General features: G+C 36.0%; 22 protein-coding genes and 2 pseudogenes. 14 read left to right on the top strand and 10 right to left on the bottom strand.

Annotation, left to right across the window (positions count from 1 at the left end; all coding sequences use genetic code 11):
* The coding region (locus F3G76_RS05170; protein WP_149706244.1) for a Cj0814 family flagellar-dependent secreted protein at positions 1-664 on the bottom strand (664 nt) is incomplete at its 3' end.
* A 206-nt stretch (positions 665-870) separates the two neighbouring features.
* Here F3G76_RS05170 and F3G76_RS11235 point away from each other — a divergent pair.
* Both F3G76_RS11235 and F3G76_RS11230 read left to right on the top strand, forming a co-directional pair.
* A complete protein-coding gene (locus F3G76_RS11235; protein WP_021092745.1) occupies positions 871-2,055 on the top strand; it encodes a recombinase family protein in 1,185 nt (394 codons plus the stop codon).
* Positions 2,056-2,061: 6 nt separating this feature from the next.
* Positions 2,062-2,718 (top strand): DUF4368 domain-containing protein, encoded by a 657-nt coding sequence (locus F3G76_RS11230; protein ID WP_009495137.1) that lies wholly within the window; start codon positions 2,062-2,064, stop codon positions 2,716-2,718.
* 2 nt (positions 2,719-2,720) lie between these two features.
* Here the strand turns inward: F3G76_RS11230 and dcm are convergent, their stop codons facing one another.
* Positions 2,721-3,902, bottom strand: a complete 1,182-nt coding sequence (gene dcm / locus F3G76_RS05160; protein WP_009495138.1) for a DNA (cytosine-5-)-methyltransferase — start codon at positions 3,900-3,902, stop codon at positions 2,721-2,723.
* Positions 3,903-4,004: 102 nt separating this feature from the next.
* Here dcm and F3G76_RS05155 point away from each other — a divergent pair, with 102 nt between their 5' ends.
* The 8 genes and pseudogenes from F3G76_RS05155 to F3G76_RS05120 all read left to right on the top strand — a co-directional run bounded on the left by F3G76_RS05155 (position 4,005) and on the right by F3G76_RS05120 (position 8,415).
* Positions 4,005-4,922, top strand: coding sequence for a type II restriction endonuclease (locus tag F3G76_RS05155; protein WP_149706102.1), 918 nt, complete (start codon positions 4,005-4,007; stop codon positions 4,920-4,922).
* A 77-nt stretch (positions 4,923-4,999) separates the two neighbouring features.
* A complete protein-coding gene (locus F3G76_RS05150) occupies positions 5,000-5,353 on the top strand; it encodes a cupin domain-containing protein (RefSeq protein ID WP_009295467.1) in 354 nt (117 codons plus the stop codon).
* Positions 5,354-5,854: 501 nt separating this feature from the next.
* Positions 5,855-6,043: pseudogene (locus F3G76_RS10750) on the top strand (DUF3847 domain-containing protein); the annotation flags it as partial.
* A 756-nt stretch (positions 6,044-6,799) separates the two neighbouring features.
* A complete protein-coding gene (locus F3G76_RS10745) occupies positions 6,800-7,144 on the top strand; it encodes a hypothetical protein (RefSeq protein ID WP_009295465.1) in 345 nt (114 codons plus the stop codon).
* A gap of 201 nt (positions 7,145-7,345) precedes the next feature.
* Positions 7,346-7,570 carry a hypothetical protein gene (locus F3G76_RS11225; RefSeq protein WP_009295464.1) on the top strand — a complete coding sequence of 75 codons (225 nt, stop codon included), beginning with the start codon at positions 7,346-7,348 and terminating at the stop codon, positions 7,568-7,570.
* A complete protein-coding gene (locus tag F3G76_RS11220) occupies positions 7,524-7,883 on the top strand; it encodes a P-loop NTPase family protein (protein ID WP_009295463.1) in 360 nt (119 codons plus the stop codon). Before F3G76_RS11225 ends, F3G76_RS11220 begins: the two co-directional genes overlap by 47 nt.
* Entirely contained in the window at positions 7,884-8,180 is a 297-nt protein-coding gene (locus F3G76_RS11215) for an ATP-binding protein (RefSeq protein ID WP_107698022.1), read from the top strand.
* Positions 8,181-8,241: 61 nt separating this feature from the next.
* Positions 8,242-8,415 carry a transposon-encoded TnpW family protein gene (locus F3G76_RS05120; RefSeq protein ID WP_009295461.1) on the top strand — a complete coding sequence of 58 codons (174 nt, stop codon included), beginning with the start codon at positions 8,242-8,244 and terminating at the stop codon, positions 8,413-8,415.
* A 667-nt stretch (positions 8,416-9,082) separates the two neighbouring features.
* On the opposite strand, the gene F3G76_RS05115 is transcribed toward F3G76_RS05120, so the two are convergent.
* From F3G76_RS05115 to F3G76_RS05085, 7 genes are all read right to left on the bottom strand, one after another.
* The gene (locus tag F3G76_RS05115) at positions 9,083-10,675 is read right to left on the bottom strand and encodes a relaxase family protein (RefSeq protein WP_009295460.1); all 1,593 of its coding nucleotides are present in this window, start codon (positions 10,673-10,675) and stop codon (positions 9,083-9,085) included.
* 35 nt (positions 10,676-10,710) lie between these two features.
* Positions 10,711-11,052, bottom strand: a complete 342-nt coding sequence (locus tag F3G76_RS05110) for a plasmid mobilization protein (RefSeq protein ID WP_009295459.1) — start codon at positions 11,050-11,052, stop codon at positions 10,711-10,713.
* 366 nt (positions 11,053-11,418) lie between these two features.
* Positions 11,419-11,706, bottom strand: a complete 288-nt coding sequence (locus tag F3G76_RS05105) for a type II toxin-antitoxin system RelE family toxin (RefSeq protein ID WP_009295458.1) — start codon at positions 11,704-11,706, stop codon at positions 11,419-11,421.
* Positions 11,696-11,947 (bottom strand): type II toxin-antitoxin system Phd/YefM family antitoxin, encoded by a 252-nt coding sequence (locus tag F3G76_RS05100; RefSeq protein WP_009295321.1) that lies wholly within the window; start codon positions 11,945-11,947, stop codon positions 11,696-11,698. Before F3G76_RS05100 ends, F3G76_RS05105 begins: the two co-directional genes overlap by 11 nt.
* A gap of 82 nt (positions 11,948-12,029) precedes the next feature.
* Positions 12,030-13,811 carry a site-specific integrase gene (locus F3G76_RS05095; RefSeq protein ID WP_103573148.1) on the bottom strand — a complete coding sequence of 594 codons (1,782 nt, stop codon included), beginning with the start codon at positions 13,809-13,811 and terminating at the stop codon, positions 12,030-12,032.
* 593 nt (positions 13,812-14,404) lie between these two features.
* Entirely contained in the window at positions 14,405-15,679 is a 1,275-nt protein-coding gene (locus F3G76_RS05090) for an ArsS family sensor histidine kinase (RefSeq protein WP_149706101.1), read from the bottom strand.
* A complete protein-coding gene (locus F3G76_RS05085) occupies positions 15,672-16,343 on the bottom strand; it encodes a response regulator transcription factor (protein WP_219810282.1) in 672 nt (223 codons plus the stop codon). The genes F3G76_RS05090 and F3G76_RS05085 overlap by 8 nt, the downstream gene beginning before the upstream one ends.
* Positions 16,344-16,651: 308 nt before the next feature.
* Between F3G76_RS05085 and F3G76_RS05080 the strand changes: the two genes are divergently transcribed.
* From F3G76_RS05080 to F3G76_RS05065, 4 genes are all read left to right on the top strand, one after another.
* The gene (locus F3G76_RS05080) at positions 16,652-18,076 is read left to right on the top strand and encodes a metalloid reductase RarA (protein ID WP_148824456.1); all 1,425 of its coding nucleotides are present in this window, start codon (positions 16,652-16,654) and stop codon (positions 18,074-18,076) included.
* Between the two features lie 21 nt (positions 18,077-18,097).
* Positions 18,098-19,855, top strand: a complete 1,758-nt coding sequence (locus F3G76_RS05075; protein ID WP_149706100.1) for an FAD-dependent oxidoreductase — start codon at positions 18,098-18,100, stop codon at positions 19,853-19,855.
* Entirely contained in the window at positions 19,852-20,379 is a 528-nt protein-coding gene (locus tag F3G76_RS05070) for a cytochrome c3 family protein (protein WP_148824454.1), read from the top strand. The genes F3G76_RS05075 and F3G76_RS05070 overlap by 4 nt, the downstream gene beginning before the upstream one ends.
* A gap of 231 nt (positions 20,380-20,610) precedes the next feature.
* Complete coding sequence (locus F3G76_RS05065; RefSeq protein ID WP_149706099.1) at positions 20,611-22,773, top strand: tetratricopeptide repeat protein; 2,163 nt, start codon at positions 20,611-20,613, stop codon at positions 22,771-22,773.
* Between the two features lie 59 nt (positions 22,774-22,832).
* Here the strand turns inward: F3G76_RS05065 and F3G76_RS05060 are convergent.
* A pseudogene (locus tag F3G76_RS05060) lies at positions 22,833-23,856 on the bottom strand (ABC transporter substrate-binding protein).
* Positions 23,857-23,960 lie beyond the last annotated feature (104 nt).

Below are 23,960 nucleotides of genomic sequence, written 5' to 3'. Positions count from 1 at the left end.
CTTTACCCACTTTTTCAAAATCCACAAAATACTCTTTATGCTCTCCAGTGCTTGAGATATCATTTAAGGCAGCGCTACTTAGCTTAGTCTTTGCACTATCACTTGGTAGTGGTCTAGAGCTGCGCAAAAATCCCATAAAAAGAGCCTCTTTGCTATAACCTTCATCTACTTGATATACCGACATATCAGGGTTAAAGCTAAACTCATCACCTGCTTCGCTCATCGTAAAATCAACCTCTTTTACTATGAGCCTAACGCCTGCACTTGAAAGCTCTTTGCTAAGAGATTTAGCGCTATTTAGCTCATCAGTGCTAGAGTAGATATTTGAGATAGTAGAGTTTGATAGATCTTTTAGCAAATGTCCTTTGGCATCATAGCGAGTGCCTTTTGTACTGTAGCCTTTTGGTAGTTTGCCTATATCTGCAAGGGTGTAGCTCTTTTTATCATCACCTAAAGCAGAGGTCATTTGATCAAATAGTCTGTAGTAGTGCTTTATGGTGTCAGCCATATCGATATTATCAAAGATCTTTATCTGCTCGTCTTTGCTCTTGATGCGGTTTAACACATGGTTGCGCTCGGCAAATCTACTAAGCTCATCAAGTGTGCTTTTGTGGATTTTAAAGTCCTGCGGTAAGCTGGCTGCTTTATTAAAATCAGCTCCCATAAAGCCAGCCTTATCTACTGTGTAGCCATAAGCTTGAAGCTCATTAAAATTTAAAGAGATAAGGCTATTTTGTGAAGAAGAGATATAAGTAAATTTAGCTGGTTCTTGGAGTAATAGAATTAAGGAGAACACTTAATCACTATATTAGTGAAATATGTACTTCTTAATTCTTTTTTATTTAAGAAACTAAGAGAAAGGGGGTAAAAATGAGGAATTATGAAAAGATAACAGCACTCTATGAGAGATTAAGTCGTGATGATGAACTTCAAGGAGAAAGCAATTCTATTGTAAATCAAAAGAAAATCCTTGAAGAATATGCAGGTAAAAATAATTTAAGCAACATCATACATTTTACAGATGATGGAATAAGCGGAACACAGTTTGATAGACCGGGCTTTATGGCAATGATGAACGGAGTTAATCAAGGTAATATAATAGGTTGTATAATCGTAAAAGATATGAGTAGACTTGGCAGAGACTATCTTAAAGTCGGTCAATGTATGGAAATCTTAAGACAAAAGGGAGTTAGGCTCATTGCTATCAATGATAATGTAGATAGCTTTTATAGAGAAGATGATTTTACCCCTTTTAGAAATATTATGAATGAATGGTATACAAGAGATACTTCAAGAAAAATACAATCTACATTCAGGTCAAAGGGGGAAAGCGGAAAGCATACGGCAAGCTCTCCACCTTATGGATATATCAAAGATGAAAAAGACAAAGATAAGTGGATTGTAGATGAAAAAGCAGCGGAGATAGTAAGGAGAATATTCAATCTGACCATGCAAGGCAATGGTCCGTATCGAATAGCAAAGATATTGGAAAGTGAAAAAGTAGATATACCTGCTTACCATCAGCAAAAATTAGGATATGGACTACATCAAAGCAAAGTGTTTGAACATCCTTATCGCTGGTGCAGTTCTACAATTGTAAGTATCTTAAAGAAACAGGAATATTTAGGTCATACTGTAAACTTCAAAACAAGAAAGCATTTCAAGGATAAGAAAAGCAAATATGTATCTGAAGAAAACTGGCTGATATTTGAAAATACCCACGAGGCAATTATAGACCAAGAAACCTTTGATAATGTGCAAAGGATAAGAGGAAATGTAAAAAGGTATCCCGATGGTTGGGGAGAATATCACCCTTTAACTGGGCTTATGTATTATGCAGATTGTGGCAGTAAAATGTATGTTCATAGAACAAGTAATTACAAAAATATTCCCTATTACACTTGCAGTGCTTACACGAAAGTACCCTGTGGAACGCTTTGTCCATCTACTCACAGGATAAAAGCGGAAGCAGTCTTAAACCTTATACAGGAAACCTTAAAAGACATTAAAAAATATCTTGATGAAGATCACGAAGCCTTTATCCGTTCCATTTAAAATGAAATGGAAGAAAAGGAAAAAGTAGAGATAGAAAAGAAAAAAATAAGATTAATGGAAAGTAAAAACAGGCTTCAGGAACTTGAACGATTGATGTGCCGTATTTACGAAGATATGATACTTGAAAAAATACCAAGTAATAGATATGAGATACTTAACAGTCAATATGAAACAGAGCAAATAGCTTTAAGCAAAGAAATTAAAGACTTAGAGTTTGCAATATCAAGATATGAAAAAGAAACAGATAAGGCGAAAAAGTTTATATCTCTAATAAGCCGATATGAAAATTTTGATGAACTTACAACTACAATGATAAATGAGTTTGTAGAAAAGATTATTGTTCATGAAAGGAATAGAAAAGGTAGTCAAACATCAAAGCAAAAAATAGAGATATATTTTAATTTTATCGGTAACTATGAGCCACCAAAAGAAGAATTGACTGAAGAAGAAGAAGAAGAAAGATTAAAAATTGAGGAAGAAGAGAGAAAAATCAAGGAAAGAAAAGATAGACTTCATCAAAACTACTTAAAGCGTAAAGTAAATGGAAAACAACAGGAATATGAGGAAAGGTATAAGGCAAGGAGAGAACAGAGAAAACAAGAAAAATTAAAGGTTCTGAAAAGGGCAGGTATACAAGTTAATAAGTTAGAAAAAAGAGATTGAAGTTAGTCAATCTCTTTTTTAGTACAGGTATCAAGTATATCAATTATGTTATTTGCAATTGCATGGATAACAGTAACGGCAACAGAATTACCAAACTGTTTGTAACTTTGAGTATCACTTACAGGAATGATATAGTTTTCGGGGAAGCCTTGAAGTCTTGCAGCTTCACGAGGTGTTAGTTTTCGTGGATTTTTTCCTTTTTGCTCAATAAGTATTTCACTCCCGTCTTTATAATATCTTGCAGATAATGTATTTGTATAAGGACTGTTTTCATTGAACAATGTGTAACCAAATCCATTTCCCTTTATTTTATGTTCTTTCTTTCGTCGTTGATGACCTTGCCAAAGTGCATTTGAAATGGTGTATTTAGTATCAACATTTTGCTCTAAAATATTTCCCACAGAAACATCTGGGCAGGGAGGAATTGGAAAAGAAAAATCTTTATAGTTATCTATTTTATCCTTATCAAATCCAACAATGTAAATACGCTCTCTATTTTGTGGAACACCGAAGTCTTTTGCTTTAAGTATAATAGAATGAACATCGTAGTTTAAATCCTTTAATGTTTTTTCTATTGTTTTATAGGTACGACCTTTATCGTGAGATTTTAGGTTTTTGACATTTTCAAGAAGAAATGCCTTAGGTCGTTTCTCTTTAATAATTCTTGCAATTTCAAAAAATAATGTTCCACGAGTATCTTCAAAACCAAGCTTTTTACCGGCTTGACTAAATGCTTGACAAGGAAAACCACCGACAATAATATCATGATTAGGAATATCTTTTTCAGATATTTTTGTAATATCTCCAAAAGGAGTTTCACCAAAATTTGCCTTATATGTTTTTACTGCAAATTTATCAATTTCACTACTGAATACGACATTTGTTTTACCTGTTTGGTAAAATCCAAGCCTTGTACCACCAATTCCGGCAAATAAATCAATGATTTTATAGGGGGCATTTTCATTATTGGGGAAAGGTACTTTTTCAGGAAATGATAAAATATGTTTCAGCTCAATGGACGATGGCTGACTTTCTCCATTTTCCCATCTGCGAATTGTCCTATCTCCGAATTTGGACATACCAACAGCATCAGCTAATTCTTTTTGAGTCATTTGTAATCTGATACGCTTATTTTTTATTAAAATAGCAGGGGAATTATCTATGATTTGTGGTATAATATTCATATATATTCTCCTTTTTATATATGTTATTTCAAGGACTAACTGTCCTCTATTTGACACTATTGTACCATATAGAAGAAAATTTTTCAAGAAAGGAAAAGAGTTATGGCAAATATTTCTCTTGATGAATATAAAAACTTAGTTAAAGAAAAAAGGAAAGAAGGCTTTAAACAGCCTTATGACTTAGTTTATGATAATTTTATTACATTAGGATACGACAAAGTCCCTAAAGAATTCTTTTTAAGTAATGCAAGTGAAGTTGTTGAAAAACTTAGAAATAGCTGTTGGAGTGAATTTCAGCCATTAGAAAAAGACTTTACTTCAAAAATGCTAAAAGAGTTAGTTGATGATGAGTATATCAAAACTCTTACACCAATAGAGGCAATTACTTGGTTTGTGGAAGAATTTCCGGAACATATATATGCTTTGACTTTGTCAAATACTCAAAGTAGGAGGAGTAGAGCAGGTAAAGAATTTGAAAGTATTATAGAACTCATTTTGATTGGTGCAGGGATTCCACTTGACAGTCAAGGTAATATAGGTAAACAAGAGTTTGTCAATAAAGGTCTTGGTAAATTGGTAGATTTAGTTTCTCCGGGTGTTTTAGAATACATTGTAAATAAGAGAAATACTGTCTTAATTAGTGCAAAAACCACATTAAGAGAAAGATGGCAAGAAGTACCTGAAGAAATGGGAAGAACAGGTGCAAGAGAAATGTTTTTAGCAACTCTTGATACTTCTATTAGCTCTGATGTATTGAACACTCTATATGAGGCTAATATACAAGTTACAACAACAAAAAATATAAAAGAAACATATTATTCCGATAATGAAAGGGTATTAACCTTTGAAAAGTTGGTTGAAATATGTTTAGACAATGTTTCTCATTGGAAAAATTTCAACTACACAGTAGAACAAAATGAGCAAATGATAGAGCTTATCACTAAGCAAATTGAAAAACACCAAAATCATAAATTTGTAGAAGAATATTATGATGATAGATTAAAAAACATAAAGAAGTAGACAAATTAGAATTTGTCGGTATATCATTAAATCGCATTTTTTCGATTAAACTATGGAATACAAAGGAGCAAATAATCATGAGCGAACAGAGAATCTATTGCATGGACCTTGTAAAAAAAGAGGATCCGGAAAAGGCTGTCAGAACACCGTTTTATCAGACAGAATCTACAGGCGGATCGGTCTGGGTTATCAAACCCGGTCAGACATTGCAAAAGCACTATCACCACAATTCCGACGATATATGGATCGTCCTTCAGGGAGAGGGAATATTCTACCCCCAGCCTAATGAAGAGGTTCCATTCAAGAAAGGCCATGTCATAGTATCGAAGAAAGACTCCTGCCACGGAGCAAAAAATACTGGAGATGAGGATATCATCTTTGTAAGTATAGTAGCACCTGTCCCTTCCGACTATGATCCTATAAACGAGTGACAGGAAAATAAAATTCCCGTTTGACAAAGGATTGTGATTATACTTGAGAAAGAAAAATGTTTATATAACATTGGGATACATAGCTGTATATCTGGTGATATATTGGTGAGAGCAACTTGATTGGTTGGCTATTTACTAATATTTCAACTGGTGAGCATAGTTATTTATATGGTTGGTTGCTCAGTAGTAATCTGTTTTGGTATGCACTTGCGATTTCTGCGCTTCCTTCTCTTTGGGGTAAGTTTAAGTTTTCGGCTGTTACTACGGCGGGATTTATTGTAGGTATTGTAGCAGGCATAATCGTTGAGAAATACAAGAAGTAAGTCAAATTTCAGTTTGTCGAGCTGAATAATACAGATTCAAGACGATAGAAAGTAAAACATCTATCGTCTTTTCTTATGAAAAAAACTTGAAAGGAGATGAAATTTATGGACAATAAAAACAGAATTAGAAAAAGTAAAAGAAAAGATTGAAAGCAAGTAAGAAGAAAAAAAATATGAAAAGAAACTATCTCAGCTTAAAAATCAGGAAAAGAAAATCAGAAAGCAAACGAGCCTTGAAGAAAGAAAAAAGCGAAACCATAGATTGATAGAGCGAGGAGCAATCTTAGAAAGTTTAATTGAGGGAGCAAGCGAGAAAAGTAATGAAGAAATAAAGGCTATTTTGCAAAGAGCATTTCAAAAAGACTAAGAAACGCAAGGACATAGTATAATTGTAATTCCCTTAGATTTTCTAAGGGCGCAATTATACACCCTTTAGGTGTCCTTGCGACCTGCGGTGCTTTTACCCTTGCGGGGAGCAAAGAAAAAGCCGAAGCATTTTTCCGTATTAAAGGCAAAAGACAACTGAATATAATTCATTCGCTTTTTTATCATCAAGGGTAAAGCACATTCACTATCGCTCACCCTTGACAATAAAAATTTGAAACAGATAGCTTACATTAAGCCGACATACTGAAACAACAAAAGTCGGCTTTTTCTATTGTACCGTTTCAAAACGCTCATTCAGTTTATAGAAAAGCAAAAGTATTTTTAAGACCGACATCTAAAACAACAAAAGAAAAATAAGAAGATGACAAATGCCACATTCCCAAAATGGGAGTGTACCTAAATCAAAGACAGTACTAATCAAAGGGGGTAGTGAAACACGACTTCCTTAAAAGATAAAAGGAGTAACGATTTGTTGCTACATTTTCATAACAAAAGATAGGAGAGAAAAATGGCAGATAAAAGGATGTTTTCAATAAAGATAGTGGATAGCGACTTATTTTTGGATATGCCATTAAGTAGCCAATGCCTGTATTTTCATCTATCTATGAGGGCAGATGATGATGACTTAAAAATTCTAATTACAAAAGGTTTTGTAATTGTCTTTTAAAGAGGGGTTATAGTCATTACCTATTGGAAGATAAATAACTACATCAGAAATGACAGACGAAAAGAAACGATGTATCTTGAAGAAAAGCAAAGTATAACGCAAACGGAAAATGGAGCATATATCAAGGTTGAAAATCTTGGTATACCAAATGACAACCAAGTGTCAACCGTTTGTCCGCATAGTATAGTTAAGGGTAGATTAGATAAGAGGAGAATAGAACAGGTTGCCCCAGTGTCCCTTTATGGAGAGTATCAAAATATTCATTTAACCGATGAAAAATACCAAAATCTAAAAGATAGGCTGAAAGGTCATACAGATACAATGACTGAAAAGCTATTAAGATATATCAAAAGTAAAGGCACAGACTACAAAGACCACTATGTAACAATCCTTAATTGGTATGAATTGGTATGAACAGGATAAAGAAAAGCTATCACAGAAAAATAATCAAAATAAAAGCCATAGAACCTATTCAACCAACTATGAAGACAGCGACAGCCTATAAAAGGTGTTTTTAAGGGTTTAATCATAAAAGAGGTGTCAGACTATGGTTAAGATAAAAATAAGCCTTAAAAACGCATTATAGAGCCTGATGTAGAAAAGGAGACTAAAATTATGAATGATAAAGAAAATATGATTACTACAAAAATTCAAGGGACAGATTTTATCTACAACAAAGATACTCACTATGAAGAAGACGGACATATCTATTGCAAGATTTGTAATGAAAGAATAGACGGTAAGGTAATTCCGATGTTGGATAAGCCTATGATTATCAGAACGGCTTGTAAATGTGATAGAGATAGAGCTGAACAAGAAAAAACTGTTAAAACAAGATAGGTTGAGACAAAGCTGCTTTATATCCAAAAATCAAATAGCCTACACCTTTAAAAATGCCGATGAAGATACAGATAAGGAAATCATCAAAAAAGCAAAGAACTATGTAAAACATTTTGAAGAAATGAGAAAAGATAATGTTGGACTGTTACTTTACGGAAATGTAGGAAGTGGCAAGACCTATGTAGCTTGTGCTATTGCCAACGCTATAATTACAGAATATAGCCATACAGTAAAAATGAGGAACTTTGCACAGATATTAAACGACTTACAAAAAGGCGGCTTTAATCTTGATAGAAACGAATATATCGAATAGATAACAAGCCCTACCCTACTAATTCTTGATGATTTTGGAATAGAGAGAAATACAGAATATGCCTTAGAGCAAATTTACAATGTAATCAATGCAAGATACCTAAAGGCAAGACCAACCATTATAACTACTAACCTTAATTTCAAAGATATAGAAAAAGAACAGGAAGATATAATGCTTGGCAGGATTTATTCAAGGATAATCGAGATGTGTTTACCTCTTAGGATAACGGGACTTGATAGAAGAAAAATACAGAGCAAAGAAAAGCTGAAGAAAGCACAAAACTTAATAGATGAATGAGAGCGATTGGAAAAGTAAAAAATTCTAATCGCTTTTTAATTGCAAGAAAAGGAATGATGATATGCAAAAAAATAATACAGAAACAAAAACAATAAAGAAGATTGGAAAAACTACCTATGAAGTTGTTGTACATTTTAATAAAAATACTACTGAAACAATGCAAGACAAATTGAAACGCATAATGCTTAGAGAAATTGAGAGTGAAAAACATCAAAAAAATGATAAAAATGATTAGAAAGTCCTTGACAAGTTGTTACAGGTTTGGCTCGCTAATCTTTTCTTTGGTCTTTTGGTTAAAAATATCACTAAAATTTGCAGACCTGCCTTGTTTGTGCTGTTGCTTAGTGTATGAATTTATATTGGTGCTTAAGATGCTAATATCATTCGTGGTTTGCCTCCTAGCTTCTTGCTTTTTAAGTTTTAATTAAAGTAACCATAAAATAATTGACTATCCAAATTTATCAGTCAAAATAAACAAGTGACAAATATGCCAATCACAAAAATTACAAAAATTTACTTTTACTAAGTCATTCTTTGGTGGGACTGATTTAATTCCAGTATGCGCCAAAATTCAATTCAGATATTAGGGCGAGCATACTCTATGTAGCTACAAAATGTTACCATTTGCATCTCCATAGAGGCTCGCAAGGATAGCTTGCCGCTCCCTTGACCCACGCTTAAAAAATATTTTCTTTATTAAAGTGGCCATGCAAGATAGGCTTTTTTTAATAAAAGCTTAAGTTGATTAAAGGCAGCCATAAGAACAAAAATAATTAGACTAAATTATTTTTTATGATCTACAAAATATATTTTAGTATATTTTTAAAATGGCAACGTAACAAATAATGTTTGGAAGTAATAAATGAGATGATTATGTAATAAACTTAGTAGAGTCTCTACGTTTAAAACATATCTAGACTTTGAGTTTTTTCCTTGCATACATCACCCACATGGTGATATATGCTGGCTTTTTGGGAGTATTCACGCTCCTCTATAAATTCTCTACATATTCTTGTAGCATCTTGTGCTCTATCTGTAAGCTCTCGTATTCTTCTCTCAAATTTTGGAATTTTTCTTCTAAATTTTCTAATTTTTCTTCCAAGCAAGATATTGAACTCTCGTACATATCTCTTTGTTGCTGCAAAGATTCCGTTAAGGCGTCGTTGCAATCTTTGTTCAAGCTCTTGACTTTCTTTGTTAGCTCTGTCACATTTGTCTGTAATATCGCGAGCTTCTTCTCGCAGTCTTGTTGCAAATTCATTGTTTCTAATTCGTGCTTGCTCCTTTCGTCTTCGATCGTCTTCGTCAAGCGCTCGTTCTCTTCTAGCAATGCTTTCTCTAATGCTGTCATCCTCTACTCCATTTTCATTAATATAAATTTCCTGCTCTCGTTCTCTATTATCTCTTTGTCTTTTGGAATCGATATGTAATACTCCCTCTGGGTCTTGTCCGCAGTAGGTTGGCTGTATCTCCATTGTTTTGGTATCGTCCAAGCTACTTCTTCCTTTAATATCATTGCGTGCACTACCCAGCCAATTGCTATTCCCAAAATTAGTGCGGTAGCCGCTGATAGCGAGATTATCACCGATCTGTCCTTGTGATGCAAGGATATTGTTTTTTGAAGTTCTTTCGACATATCTTTCTTGATTAAATCTATCTCTTTTAGCAATAAGCTCCTCAAGTTTTCGCCTATTTTCTCTGCACTCTGCTTGTGTATTTCTATCATGGAATTCTCTAATTCTTCTGCTTGAGCTTTGGCTGAGTTCTCCAAGTCTTTGAGCACTGGTGAAGTCTGCATCGTATATTCCTCCTTTTAGACGATTTTTTGTTTTTTTAGTAGGCAGTATGATCGTTATGCCTTTTTTGTTGATCCTGGTTATTTCGATACCATTTTGTTTAAGAAGTTCAATCATGTGGTCTCTATTTTTAATATAGCCTTGCTTAACCAGATCGTGCAACTTTTGGTCTAGCTCTTCTAAATTTTTATAATGATTGATGTTTTTCTTGCTAGACAATATAGTTTGCTCTTTTGCTGGATCATCTGGACTTGATAGTCCATACTCATCGTTAATGATCTTTTTGATTAGATCTATTCTCGTTTGATCATATTTGGCAAAATAAGGATTAAATGACCTGTCTGTTTCAAGATCTATCTTAGGGATAAGGAAATTTAACTCAAGCCGTCCATCCTTGTCTGAGTGTTCTACCCATAATACATTTGTACGTTCAAGCATATATTCACCCAAAAGAGCATATTCAAAATCCTTAATAATTTTTAGTTTTTGCTCTTCAGTTAAAAAGTCATGCCTCTCTTCAAATGATAAAACACCAAAACAGGTCTTTTGTTTATAGGTGATGCCTTTTATAATAGCTCTAGTTAAATTTTCATCACCTTTTATAACTCTTGCTGTTCCAGCAGCTTTTCTCTCATTTAAAAGATAATTTATGCTCCCAAGGCCACCACCAGTATAAGTACGAAGAAATTTAACTAGCATCACTAGTGCCTTTATTTGTATTGATACAAGGCGAATCAAGAAACATATTTTTTACCCAATATTTCATAAATTTTATGTAAGATCTTATTATCGTCGGCTATGATCTCAATACCAACTCTATCTAGGCTTTGCCCACTATTTAATTTGGTGGCTATTTGGTTTATGTTTTGTCCTTGTCTAGATAGCTCAATTAGAAGTTCCCTTATAATTGGTGCATAAATCTGCTTAGACAACATAGCTCTTAGGGCAAATTTTGAGAAAGTTAGGCCACTTTCTTGTAATTTATTATTAATCACCAACCATTCTGCATTACTTAGCCTAAGTCTTTTAGTTATGACTTTGGTTACCTTGCGTTTTTTTATCTTTTCAGAACTCACGTAAATTTACTCCCAATCTAAGAAGAAGCCACTCAAAAAATCCTATGCCATAAAAATTTTTGTCAGACTTGCTCTTTAAATATCTTTTAAGGTTATTTTATAAAATTTCACAGCCTAAAACAAGGAATTCGGTAGGCTTCAGGCCGCTAAAATGCGTGTTTTTTAAAAATACTATGAAATATATAATATAATTTTTGTAGCTTCTGGATTTTCTCTTAAAAATTTAGTCTAGTATGAAATTAAGAAAATAAAATAATAAAAATATAGGGGTTATGCTCATCATAAAAGAGCACTTTAGATAGGACAAGCTAATAACATAAAATTAGTTACTAGCAAATCACAGATAACTAAAGTCTAGCTTTATGCTTAGTTAAATTTATCCTTTAGCATCTCGTATACTTCGTTGTTCTCTCTTTTGCCGACAACTAGCACTAACACTACTATCTCACTATCTTTTACCTGATATGCCAAGCGGTAGCCGACATCTCTTAACTTGATCTTATAGACATCTTCGTAGCCTCGTAGCTTGTCCTTGGCAACCTTTGGGTTTTCTAGACGCTCACTTAGCTTCTTTTTAAACTGCACTTTTATGCTATTGTCTAGCTTTTGCCACTCTTTTAAAGCGCCTGGTAAGAACTCTAACTCATAGCTCATCTAAGCTTACTTTTACTGGTTTTTCACCACTTGCTAGAGCAGCATCTACTGCTTTACTTAGATGATACTCTTCTATTATCTCTGCCATTTTTTCATAGACAGCACTTGGTACTAGATATGCGCTAGGGACATTGTGGTTTAGTATAGCTACGACATTATCTCCAGCTTGTTTTAAAATTTGAGCTGGAGACTTTTTTAGCTCACTTATGCTAGCTGTAAAATTTGCTTGTATAGTTTGCATTTTTATCCTTTATTTAATACCTAAAATAATACTAAATAAGATATAAAGATAGTCTTAAAAGTTTATGCTTTGAAATTTATCCCTACTCATTATCATACGATACCATCTCTACTTTAGCCTTTAGTGTGTTTGCATTAATAGGCTTGGCATAAGTGTTTAGTAAAATTTTATACTGCTTTTCATGTCCTACTATCTGGGCTATAAGGTTAGCTTCTACCTCGCGTTGCACTAGATAGTCTATAAAGTAGTGCCTAAAAGAGTAGAAGGTCTTTTTAGAGTCTTTGTCTATAAACTTTCTTTGGATCTGGCTTCTAAAAATTTCAGAGAAGTCCTTATTGCTTACCTTAAATATATTTCCGCTTTTCTTGCTATTAACATATTCTAGCAGACCTAGATCTATGAGCTTACTATGAATAGGCACAAACCTAATGCTGTTTTTGGTCTTGGTGGTTTTACCATCATTTGTGTTTATGTTAAAGCAGTAAATCCCATCTTTTAAAGCTATATCTTCCTTATGAAGCTGTGTGATCTCTTTTATCCTCATGCCACTATAAGCAGCTATCATTGTGACGTAGTAGAGCTCACTAGCCTCTATCCTTGAACTTGGTGATTTACCACTTTGTTTGATACTAGTTACTATCTCAAAGATCTTTCTAGCTTCTGATGCTTCGTATGGAAGCACTGCCCTTTCGCTAGGGTCTATGTCTATCTTGACATTCATTTTTGCAGTTATGCTTTTACTTATATAGCCGCTATCAAAGCAGTAGTTAAAAAACTGAATAACCCTTATCATATATTTTTGGATAGTAGGCTCAGAGAGTTTATCGTCATTTTCTCCTAGCTTAAGTATCTGAGATAAACTTTTATCTTTATACCTGCTCTTTTGAGCTAGCTTAGTTGGAATTTTATAAAGAAGATCTCTAAATTCAAGCAAGTTATCTCTTGTGATCCTATAAACTGGCGTATCTTCGTTAAAGTATAAAAATAAGAGCTTTTTTACGCCAGTAACTAGTCTTTGCGTATCTGGCGACCACTTGTCAGCTCTTTTAGTGTTTGTCTCAAATATCTCGAATGCATCCTTTAAGCTCTTTTGATCTTCTAAATTTAAAGCTGAGAATTGATTGCTAGAGCCAGATGCCACTTGCAATGCTTGCCTGATCTCATACTCTTGTGTTACTTGGGCGCTAGGATTAAAAATACTAAAGCTACTATCGTCATCTAATTTTATCTTGATATTTTTTGGTGGATTTGGATCCAATATGATATCTTCCATGCTTCTATGGCTATTCTTTGTTCTTACTAGCTTTAAATTTGAAGTTGAGCCATACTTTTGATCTAGTATGGCATAAACCGTTTCGCTAATCCTCTGAGCCATAGCCTTAAGCTGTCCATCCGTAATAGGCAAACAACCGCTATCTTCAAGCTCTTTTATATTTTCTTGGAATGAAGCTATGTCCTTAGCGTCAAACGAACTAGGTTTGGCATGTTTGGCTAAGTTATCACTAGAATCATCTTCAAGGAAACAGTGCTCACGCTTGTCATCAAAGAGCACACTGCTCTTCTCAAGCTTTGATACAAGATAGTTAAGTGTTAGTATGTTTTTCTCTAAAAGAGTTTGCCCTATGTTCTCTTTATTCTTGCTACCAAGAGCGCCAGCAGTGTTAGTGATATTACTTATATCCTTAATTAAAATTTGAGGCAGACCGCCATCTATCAAACTTTGTTTAAAGTAGTCATTGAGCGCATTTAGAAATTCTACATCCATCTTCTTATTAAGAAGAGAGTGCTCTTTGATGCTCTTACTAAGCTTTACTTTCATAAACGAATTTACAAAAGATTGGATTATGCTATCACCAAGATTCATGTGAACCGCCCTTTTTATCAAGTAAAGATTGTTGTCTAGAATTTTAGCCCTTTTTCTGGCTTTTTCCAAGAGATTAGTGGATGTGGAGAAGCAAATTTCTCGCTTTTCGTTAAAAAATTTTCTAATGCTTGGAGCAAGTGTGGCTTGGTAGTAATATATACCGTTTCGCTCCCTTAAGTGTTGTCCCATATTTAATAGCCAACCGGTCAAAAATGGAACAGTTTTATGTAACTACTAAGTAAAAATCGTCTAAAGTGCGTATTTCAGGCTTTCAGGAGCTCATATAAAAAATCCTCATAAGCCGGAGGTCGGGAGTTCAAGTCTCCCCCGTGACACCATAACATCCTATTTTAGGCACTAGTAGTGATGCTTTTGTTCTTTCCCTTTCTTTAAAATTTCCTTTAAGAGTGGAACACTTAGTTACAAAAGTGGGACAGTCTCTTAAAAATTCCAATGATTATAAAGCCATCACCCTTTTAATACCATAAAAATAGTTTTCTAAAATTTTTGCATATATTTTTGTCAAGACTTAAAATCTACTCAATGAAATTCTAAATATCTTAAAGAGACTTATAAAGCAACTCTTATTTAAATCACTCCCCAAAACAGATCATAAAAATATTTCTACAACCTTCATGTTTGTATTTTAGGGCATGGCCGTGCTTTTTAAAAATTTGATTTGCTATGTAAAGTCCAAGTCCAAGTCCAGAATTTGAAGTTTCTACTCTTCTGTTAAACGCCCTATCAAACTCAAGTCTTTCTGGCTCAAGCTCGTCTCCCACGCTACTTATACAGAGCGCACTTTTATCTATGCTTACAACCACTTTGTCGGTTGAATATTTTAAGGCGTTATCGATCAAATTTTTAACTCCAGTCGCATAAAGCTCAAAATCAACCTCAACAGCGCTTATTTCACCGTCTGTTCGCACATCTATGCGGCTCGTGTCTTTTAGTAGAAGCATATCTACCGAGTGATCGACGATGTCTATGACTCGGTGCTTGTTCTTTTTAAGCTCCCACTCATTAGACACTAGTTTTTCGACCTTGACAACCTCGCCTAGTATCATCTCTAGCCTTATAAAAATTTGTTTTAACCTATCTCCCGCCTTATCATCTTGTAAAATTTCAGCGATCATATCCGCCATGATCCGCCCTTTCATTATCGGGTTGCGAAATTCGTGCAAGATGTTGCGTAAAAAGAGCGCCCTAGCCTGTTTTATGGCGTCTATCTTTTGCATAGTTGTGTTAAATTCGCCAGCGATTTGGCCTATTTCGTCGTTTGTTTCTACTTCTATCAGCCTAAATTTATCCTCCTCGCCTGCTCTTCTTATCATATTTTTTAAATTTCTAAGTCTTAGCAGTTTTTTCAAAACAACTATGAAAAAGGCGACCATCACGATATCTACTACAAGCCAAAGCATCCAAATGTTATGTGGAGAGATTTCTTCTAAATTTTCTAAAGGCACATCGTTTTTTGCTATGTCATCTTTGCTTGATATATTAAGCCCTGCCGCATCCATAATGCGCGAAAACATTTTTGGATCGATAGAAGAAAATCTAGGCACAAAATAAAACTTTTTGTTATACCTTATCATATCAGCATAGGAGTCGCTAAAAATTTTCTCGCCGCCTATCCTGATCTCATCTGAAGCAAGTTCGCTGTTTTTAAGCCCTATTTGCGCTAGCTGCTTAGCTGCGTTGCCTTCTGCTCGTCCTCGTATACGCATACCCAGCATAAAGCGCTCATAAGTATGATACTCTGCGTCTCTAATCTGCTTTTTTGATTCGATAAAAAATGCCAAATTTACCGTAATGAGCGCGGCAAAAAAGAAAAATGATATGAGTTTGATGATAGATATATTACGCATTGATAAATTTATACCCTATACCGCGCACGGGGTGGATGAAGTGTGGATTTTTAGGGTCGTCTCCTATCTTTTGGCGCAAGCGTCCTATGGCTACGTCGATGCTTTTTAATCCACTTTGAAATTTCGCCTGACCTAAATTTAACAAAATATCCTCTCTTGATACGACTATTCCCTCTTTTTCATAAAGGTAGATAAAGATGTCAAATTCCGCCTTTGTAAGCGCTATGGCTTCTCCATTTTTTAATATAGTGCGTCTTTGTTTATCTACGCAAAAGGTTTTGGAGTCATTGCCGGCTTGTATCCCTCGGCGAAGTATCGCCCTTAGCCTAAATGCAAGCTCTATTGGCTCATAGGGCTTTGCCATGTAGTCGTCCGCCCCAAGCTCAAAGCCCTTTATCTTATCTAGCGTTTCGCTGCGAGCCGATGAGATGATGATAGGTAGCGATGGGTAGCTATGCCTTACCTGCTTGCACACCTCAAGGCCGTCCATATCAGGCAAACCAAGGTCAAGCACCAATGCATCAAAGGTATTTTTCTCGTTTAAAATTCTAAGTCCCTCAAGCGGGTTTGTGACTATGGCTACGCTTATCTCGCTTTTTGCAAGTGCATATTTTAAAAGCTCGGCTAGTTCAAGGTCGTCTTCTATAAGTAAAACTTCTATCATAGTGGTGATTATATCAAATTTTAAATTTTGAAACTAAAAATATTTTTTTAGTTAATGTTACCAAAACCTTACCGTTTTTCGTGAGCCTGCGTGTTATGATTTCACTAATAAATCCAAGGGGGATGCCATAAAACACAGTGGCTTTGTGTTTTAAAAGGATGTGATTATTCTAGACATATCACCAAATGGCAAAAACTAAAAAGACAAATTTTACATAGCGCGGCATGATCGCAAGTGATGATGCGATAAGCCAAGCTTAAAAAGGCGGCATTGTTAAATGCCTAAAAAAGAAATTTAAGGAGTTTAGAGTGAAAACATCTTTTTTAACTACAAGCAAGAGTAAATTTGCTCTTAGTTTAGCTGCGCTTATGGCTATGGCGACCTGTGCTAGTGCAAGCGAAAGCTTGGAAGAGGCTTTGCAGGCAAGCACTATGGGTGCGACCATATTTTCATACTATGATATGGACTCGACAGAGTACTTCCCGCCAGCTAGCAGAACAAATAAAATTCGCGAGCACATCGGTGGTTTAGGTGCTGAGCTTAGGTTCTTAACTGGCTCTTACTATGGCTTTAAGCTTGGTCTTACGGCTCAGGGCTTAGTAAATTTTGCTCCGTCAAAGGCTGCAAAAGAGTATTTTGCCTATGACTGGAATAGCGAAGGTGTAGCACTTTCAGAGGCCTACTTAGGATATGAGAATGACTACATCGACTTTAAACTAGGTCGCCAGTACTACAACTCAAAATACACAGGCCTAGTGCCGCCGCTCGTGGCAACAAACACGGACGTGGGCTACAAAGAGGCATTTGAGGGCGTGAGCGCTAGGATAAAGCTTGATAGTATAAATACCGTTATTGGCCTAGCTGACTTTTGGAAATTTGCAGGTAGATCAAGCGCAGTAACTGGTGGAGATCACGGCGCACCAAGGTTTAAAGATAGAGTTATTATCGGCGGCTTTGGACCTTACGGCTATAAATTTGACAACATCTTTAACTCGTTTGTAACATATAGCGGCATCCCTGGCGTCTCGCTCACGGCTGGCTACGCAAATGTCTCAGGCATCGAGTATGATGACGCAGCCAACTCAAAAGGCGATATAAATTTCTACTTCGCAGCAGCTGGTTACAAAACGCCTACGCTTTTTGAAAACGCGATCGTTGGCATAGACTTTATGTATAAAGGCTCAAGAACAAACGGTACTTTAAAAGAGAATTTCGACTTTAACGGCGATTACTATGCAGGCATGATAGGGCTTTATAATGCTTATGGCGCTGATTTTAGATACGCATACTCAACCGTTAGCAAAAACCAGATGTCGCTTCAAGGCATAGGAAACGACGTTGGCTCATTTACGGCCACTCCGATCTATGGTCCGTTTTTATTTATGAATTTTGCTGGTATGAATTTACATAAATTTAGCGCAGGCTACGACCTTAGCAATGTAGGCGCCGAGGGTCTTAGAGTGGATGCTGACTACTGGTATGGCAAACAGCACAATGGTAGCAACGTTCGCTCAGGCGGCCTTCATGGTCAAGCACCAGGAACTAGAATCGACGTAAAGGGCTGGGACGTGCAAGTAACTTACAAAGTCCCTGCGGTTAAGGGTCTAAAACTATCAGCTATCTATGAAACATTAGATAGAAAGCTAAAGTATACAAACGGCGGCTCTAACGGCAAGACAAGAGATGAAGAGCTTTGGCTAAGAGTGTCTTATGACTTTGATATATTGAAATAAATTTGAAACAAGGAGTATAAAATGGTAGAAAATAACGAACTATCACGTCGCTCGTTTTTAAAACGTAGTGGCGCACTCACACTTGGCTCAGTTGCAGCAGGATCAGCGCTGCTAACAGGCTGTGATAACCCAAATAACCACCTCATCCATCCAGAAAAGGAGACCACAAAAGCACCTGATGTGCCAAAATGGCTAGGTGTTGAGCCTGAAATTTCAGACAAAGATATAAAAGAGACGCTTGAAACCGATGTGCTTATCATCGGTGCTGGCGTTTCAGGGCTTCACGCTGCGCGCGCTGCTACCGAAAAAGGCGCAAGGGTTATCGTCCTAGAAAAAGCCGGTCGCTTTCAGGTTAGAAGCGGTCAGTACGGCACTCTAGGCAATAAATTTCAAAGAGAGCTTGGTATCAAATATGACAAGAATGCGGCCATAAATGAACACTTAAAACAGATGGGCTATCGCGCCGATCAGCGAGTGTGGAACTACTGGGCGGATCACAGCGGCGAGGACTTTGACTGGATGATAGAGCTTGCTCCTGCGGTGCATTTTATGAAAGAGACCGATACGCAGCTTGATAGAAGTAAGATAAATTTGATGGTTATGCACTATCCACTCCCGGCCGGATACGACCCAAGTAAGGAAAACAGCCCAAGCTATCCAACTGTTATGTCCTTTTTACCTAGTCAAGAGCCGATGATGGAGCTAGTTTATGAAAAGTCTATAAAACAAGGTGCAAAGTATATCTTTAAAACTCGTGCAAAAAAGCTACTTCGCGACAAAACGACTGGCAAAATGCAAGGAGCGATCGCGCAAAATATGGCTGATGGCTCATATATCAAGATAAATGCTAAGTCGGTGATACTTGCTACGGGCGATTATATGAATGACCCTGAGATGGTAAAGACATTTGTGCCGTGGGTGGCAAATTTCTTCTGTCCGTTTCCAAACAGAGACTACAAAAACAATCCGACCAACACGGGAGACGGACACAAACTTGGCTCATGGATAGGTGCAAAGCTAGAAGACGGACCGCACGCACCAGTCGCTCACACGCTTGGCGGACCGCTTGGCGTTGATGCGTTTTTACTAACAAATGCAAAGGGAGAGCGCTTTACAAATGAAGATCTAAGCGGTCAGCAAGTCACTCAGCCGCTCTCTCGCCAACCAGGAGGCTTTGGCTGGCAAGTATTTGACTCTAATTTTCCAGAGCAAGTCGGCCTCATGGGCGTATCACACGGCAGCGTAAACCACTGTGTAGAAGATAATCCAAAGCTTCCACCTGACTGCCAGTGGGCGATAGGCAAAACATCATATATATCGGTAAAAGATATTGAAGAGATGCCTGATGTCATAAAAGCAAACACCATTGAAGAGCTTGCTAGTAAGCTCTACCCTGATAACAAAAAGGCGCAAACACAGTTTTTGGCGACCATAAAACGATACAACGAGCTATGCGACAAAGGCCATGATGATGACTTTGGCAAGACCGCTAAGAGGATGTTTCCAGTCCGCCATGCGCCGTTTTATGCTGGCAAAATGGGAGTAGGTGCGAGCCTGGTCGTCATGGGCGGCTTCACCGTAGAGCCAAGCACTGCAAATGTGCTAGATACCGACTATAACGAAATTTCAGGACTTTACGCCTGCGGTAACGTTATGGGCGGACGCTTTTTGGGAGATTATCCAGTAGTTTTAGCCGGCACTAGCCACGGAACATGCCTATGCTACGGACGCTTAGCAGGCTATCAGGCTGCGGCAAACGCAAAAGGAGTACAAGCATGAGCAATAGAAAAAAATATACGATAATAGGACTAATAGTAGCCGCTATCGTGGGCTTTATAGCGTTTCACCAAATAGAGGCTGCTAGCCACAAGGCTGAATTTTGTATCTTGTGTCACAACATGCAGCCAGAGTACGACTCTTACACAAAAGGAAATTTGTTAGCTAAAAAGCATAACGACGCAAATGTAACATGCCACGACTGCCATACACCAACCATAGGTGAGCAGCTAAATGAGGTGAGAATGTATGCGACTGGCGACTTTGAGACACCAACAAAACAAAGAGGCTTTACTAACGAGCAGTGCACCAGCTGTCACAAGATAGCTGATATCAGGAAAAAAACCGCACACTACGGCCTATCTAACCCACATGAAGGCACTCACAATAAAGACAACGAGATGCTTCAGTGTCAGTCATGCCACGCTGTGCATCATCCGCAAAAGCTAAATACTTGTATGTCTTGCCACCCGATAGACTGGAAGGTAGATAGCAGCTGGAAGATGTATCCTCCTACTAAAAAATAACCTCATATCCGCCTCATCTGGGGCGGATCTTTCTTTTTAAATTTGGTTTTTGGTGCTAAATTTTGGTTAACCAAACCAGCTAAATTTTTATTAAATTTATTTAATTTCTCGCCCTTTTAACACATAAGAACTTTTTTATATTTTTTAAATAAAATAACAACAAAATTTAACAACTTCACACTAATACATTGTGATTGTAACGGATTTTAAATACCATTAAAGGACGAATTTATGCTTAGAAAAATTTTATTTGCTATCTCCTTAGTAGTTTTGGCTGCATGTGCTACTACTATGGATGACGCTGATGACTACAGCATCGCCGCGTACGAATACTATCAAAACGGCAACTACCAAAAAGCTATTGAGGCTTACACAAAAGCGCTAGAAATTCAGGAAAACATTTTAGGACGAGATGATATAAAAAATGCTGTCATTTATAACAACATGGGCCTTGCCTACGCTTTCATGGGAGAGTACGAAAAGGCTTTAGAATTTTCAACAAAAGCTTTGGCTATACAAGAGAAAATTTTAGGAAAAGAAAACGCGGAAGTTGCCACTAGCTATAATAATATGGGGCTCATTTATCACTACATGGCTAATTACCCAAAGGCGTTAGAATTTAATAAAAAATCCATAGATATATTAGAAAAAATCTCAGGGATGAACGATCCTACTATTGGCACATCTTACAGCAACGTAGGGCTGATTTATGCAAAGATGGGCGAGCACTCTAAAGCATTAGAATTTTACAATAAAGCATTAAACGTGCAAGAGAGAATGTTAGGCGAAGATCATCCAGAAACTGCCATAACATATAACAACATAGGCCTTACTTATACTTATTTGGGCGACTATCAAAAAGCACTAGATTTTTTTAAAAAGACTTTGAAAATTTATGAAAAAAATTTAGATAAAAATCATCCAAATATTGCACTTTGCTACAATAATATAGGTTTTGTTTATAGAAATATGGCTGATTATTCTATGGCTTTAGAATTTTATAAAAAAGCTATAGAGATACAAGAGTATATTTTAGGCAATAATCATCCAGATGTTGCCAATAGCTATAACAATATAGGTCTTGTTTATAATTATTTAGGCAACTATCCTAAGGCACTAGAATTTTGCATAAAAGCTTTAGATATACAAGAAAAAGTCTTGGGTAAAAACCATCCAAATACTGCCATCAGTTATAATAATCTTGGCATTATTTATAATAACATGAACGACAATACAAAAGCTTTAGAATTTTATACAAAAGCTTTAGATATACAAGAAAAAGTCTTAGGCAAAAATCATCCTGATATAGCCACTGCCTACAACAACATAGGGCTTATTTATGAAGAAATGGGCGACCACCAAAAGGCTTTAGAAAACACTATGAAAGCTTTAAAATTAAGAGAAAATATCTTAGAGGAAAACCATCCTGAAAATATCATTAGCTATAACAATCTAGGGCTTATCTATAATCATATGGGCGATAATAAAAATGCTTTAAAATTTTATACAAAAGCGCTAAAGGCACAAGAGAAAAAGCTAGGGGACAATCATCCTCTTACAGCTAGTATTTATAACAATATAGCAGCTATTTATGACGAAATGAACGACAAAGTTAGTGCATTAAAATATCATACAAAAGCCTTAGATATAAGAAAACAAATACTAGAAAAAGATCATATTGATATTGCCAACAGCTATAGCGATATAGGGTTTGTTTATGATTATATGGGCGATTATCTTAAAGCGTATGACTACTTTAAAAAATCCTATCAGATATTTAAACTCAATAGAGATAGAAATTTTAAAGTATTAACCAATGAACAAAAAAATACTTTTCTAAAAGCCAATGAGCGATTTTTATCAAATGTTTTAGATAGCGGAAACTCATATCAGCAAATTGCCGACAACAAAAAAGCACTAATAGAAGAAATTTATGAGATATTTATCAACGACAAGGGCGTACTTTCTGATGACGAAAATGCTACAACCAATATGAAAGATATAAAAATAAGTGATTTAACAAATCAACTCGCGTCAAATGAGCTTTTTATAGATATTGGCTACTATGGAAAAAACTATTATATTTTTAGTATAGATAAAAGTGGCGAGATAAAATTTGCAAAAATCAACATCGAAAATAGCAATATGATAAATAAAATAATTGCTAATAAAACAAATTCTAAAACGGTATTAGAAAAGCTGCATGATATAGTGATATCAAAGGCCATAGGAGAAAAAATATACAAATTTGACTCTATTGTTCTTTCTCCAGATGGAGAGTTAAAGCTACTACCTTTTGAAAAAATAATGAGTAGCGAAAAACATCCAACAACGCCAAAGCAATTACGCTATGTGCCTTCAGCAAAAGAGTTTATATCAAAAAATAAATTCTAAAAATATATTTATTTAGCTTTAAATTTAGCGAGCGAGCAAAACTTGCTCGCTATAAATTTCTATTTACCCTCTGGATCTAGCCCATTTAAGATGTAGCCAACCTCTTTGTCGCTTAGGTCGTAGTGTAAAAACTCTTTATAAAATTTCTTTGTCTCAGCCGCTATATCCACATCTTTAAAAAGCTCAGGATGCAAGGTCTTTGCCGCCCATAAAATTTGTAAAGCTCCCTCAGCGCCGTATCTATCCCAGCTAAAGACGCCAGCTGGATTTACATAGACTTTTTTGTTTTTGACAGCGTTTGTGCCGGCATAGACTTGATCTTCATATAGTTTTTTTAAAATTTCTGGCGCTTTGGCTCTGCCTATGATGATGACGTCTGGGTTTATATTTATGATCTCTTCGGCATTGATTTCAAGCATATTTCCAGCTTTTTGCACTGCATTTTGCCCACCTGAAAACCCTTATCCACTCATCTATGATCGTATTTGTGCCATCGACCTTAAGTAAGTTCTTACCATCAGCTATGTGAAGCACTTTTGGTCTATCTGACGCAGCGATCTTATCTGTTTTACTTAGCACTCTTTTGAGGTTGCCGTCAAAATACTCATTAAATTTCTTAGCTATCTTTGGCGCGTCACCACCTATGACTTCAGCCATGATAGATATGCTCTTTTTTATATCAGCGTGATTTGTAAATGACGGATAAAGCACAGTAAAGCCGTTTTTAACTAGCTCTTCTTTGTTGTTTTTATCAGCGGCTATGACGATGTCAGGGTTTAGTTTGACTAGCTCTTCAGCCTGCAAACTCTTGCCATTTACGCCATTAGGTATGCTTGAAATTCTAGGATACACATGCGAAAACCACTTATTATTTTTGATAAGATCGGTCGTCGCTACTATCTTATCAGCACCACCTAACATCAAGACGATCTGGTTATTTGCGTACCAAAGCGTGGCGTTCTTTTCTATGTTAGCCGGGACTTTGACGATGTTACCAGAGATATCTTTGATCTCTCTAAACTCGGCGGCATTTATACTTAAGGCAGTCAGCATAACTACAGGGACAGTAAAAATTTTTCTCATTTTATTCCTTTATAAAATATATATTTTTATATTTAACTTTCAAATAATATATAATTACCTTAATATGCAATTTAAGCATAATATATTTTTATAATTTAATAAGA

It is taken from the genome of Campylobacter concisus (assembly GCF_902460575.1).
Taxonomy (GTDB): domain Bacteria; phylum Campylobacterota; class Campylobacteria; order Campylobacterales; family Campylobacteraceae; genus Campylobacter_A; species Campylobacter_A concisus_AW.
This window is presented reverse-complemented; position numbering and strand designations above follow the sequence as displayed.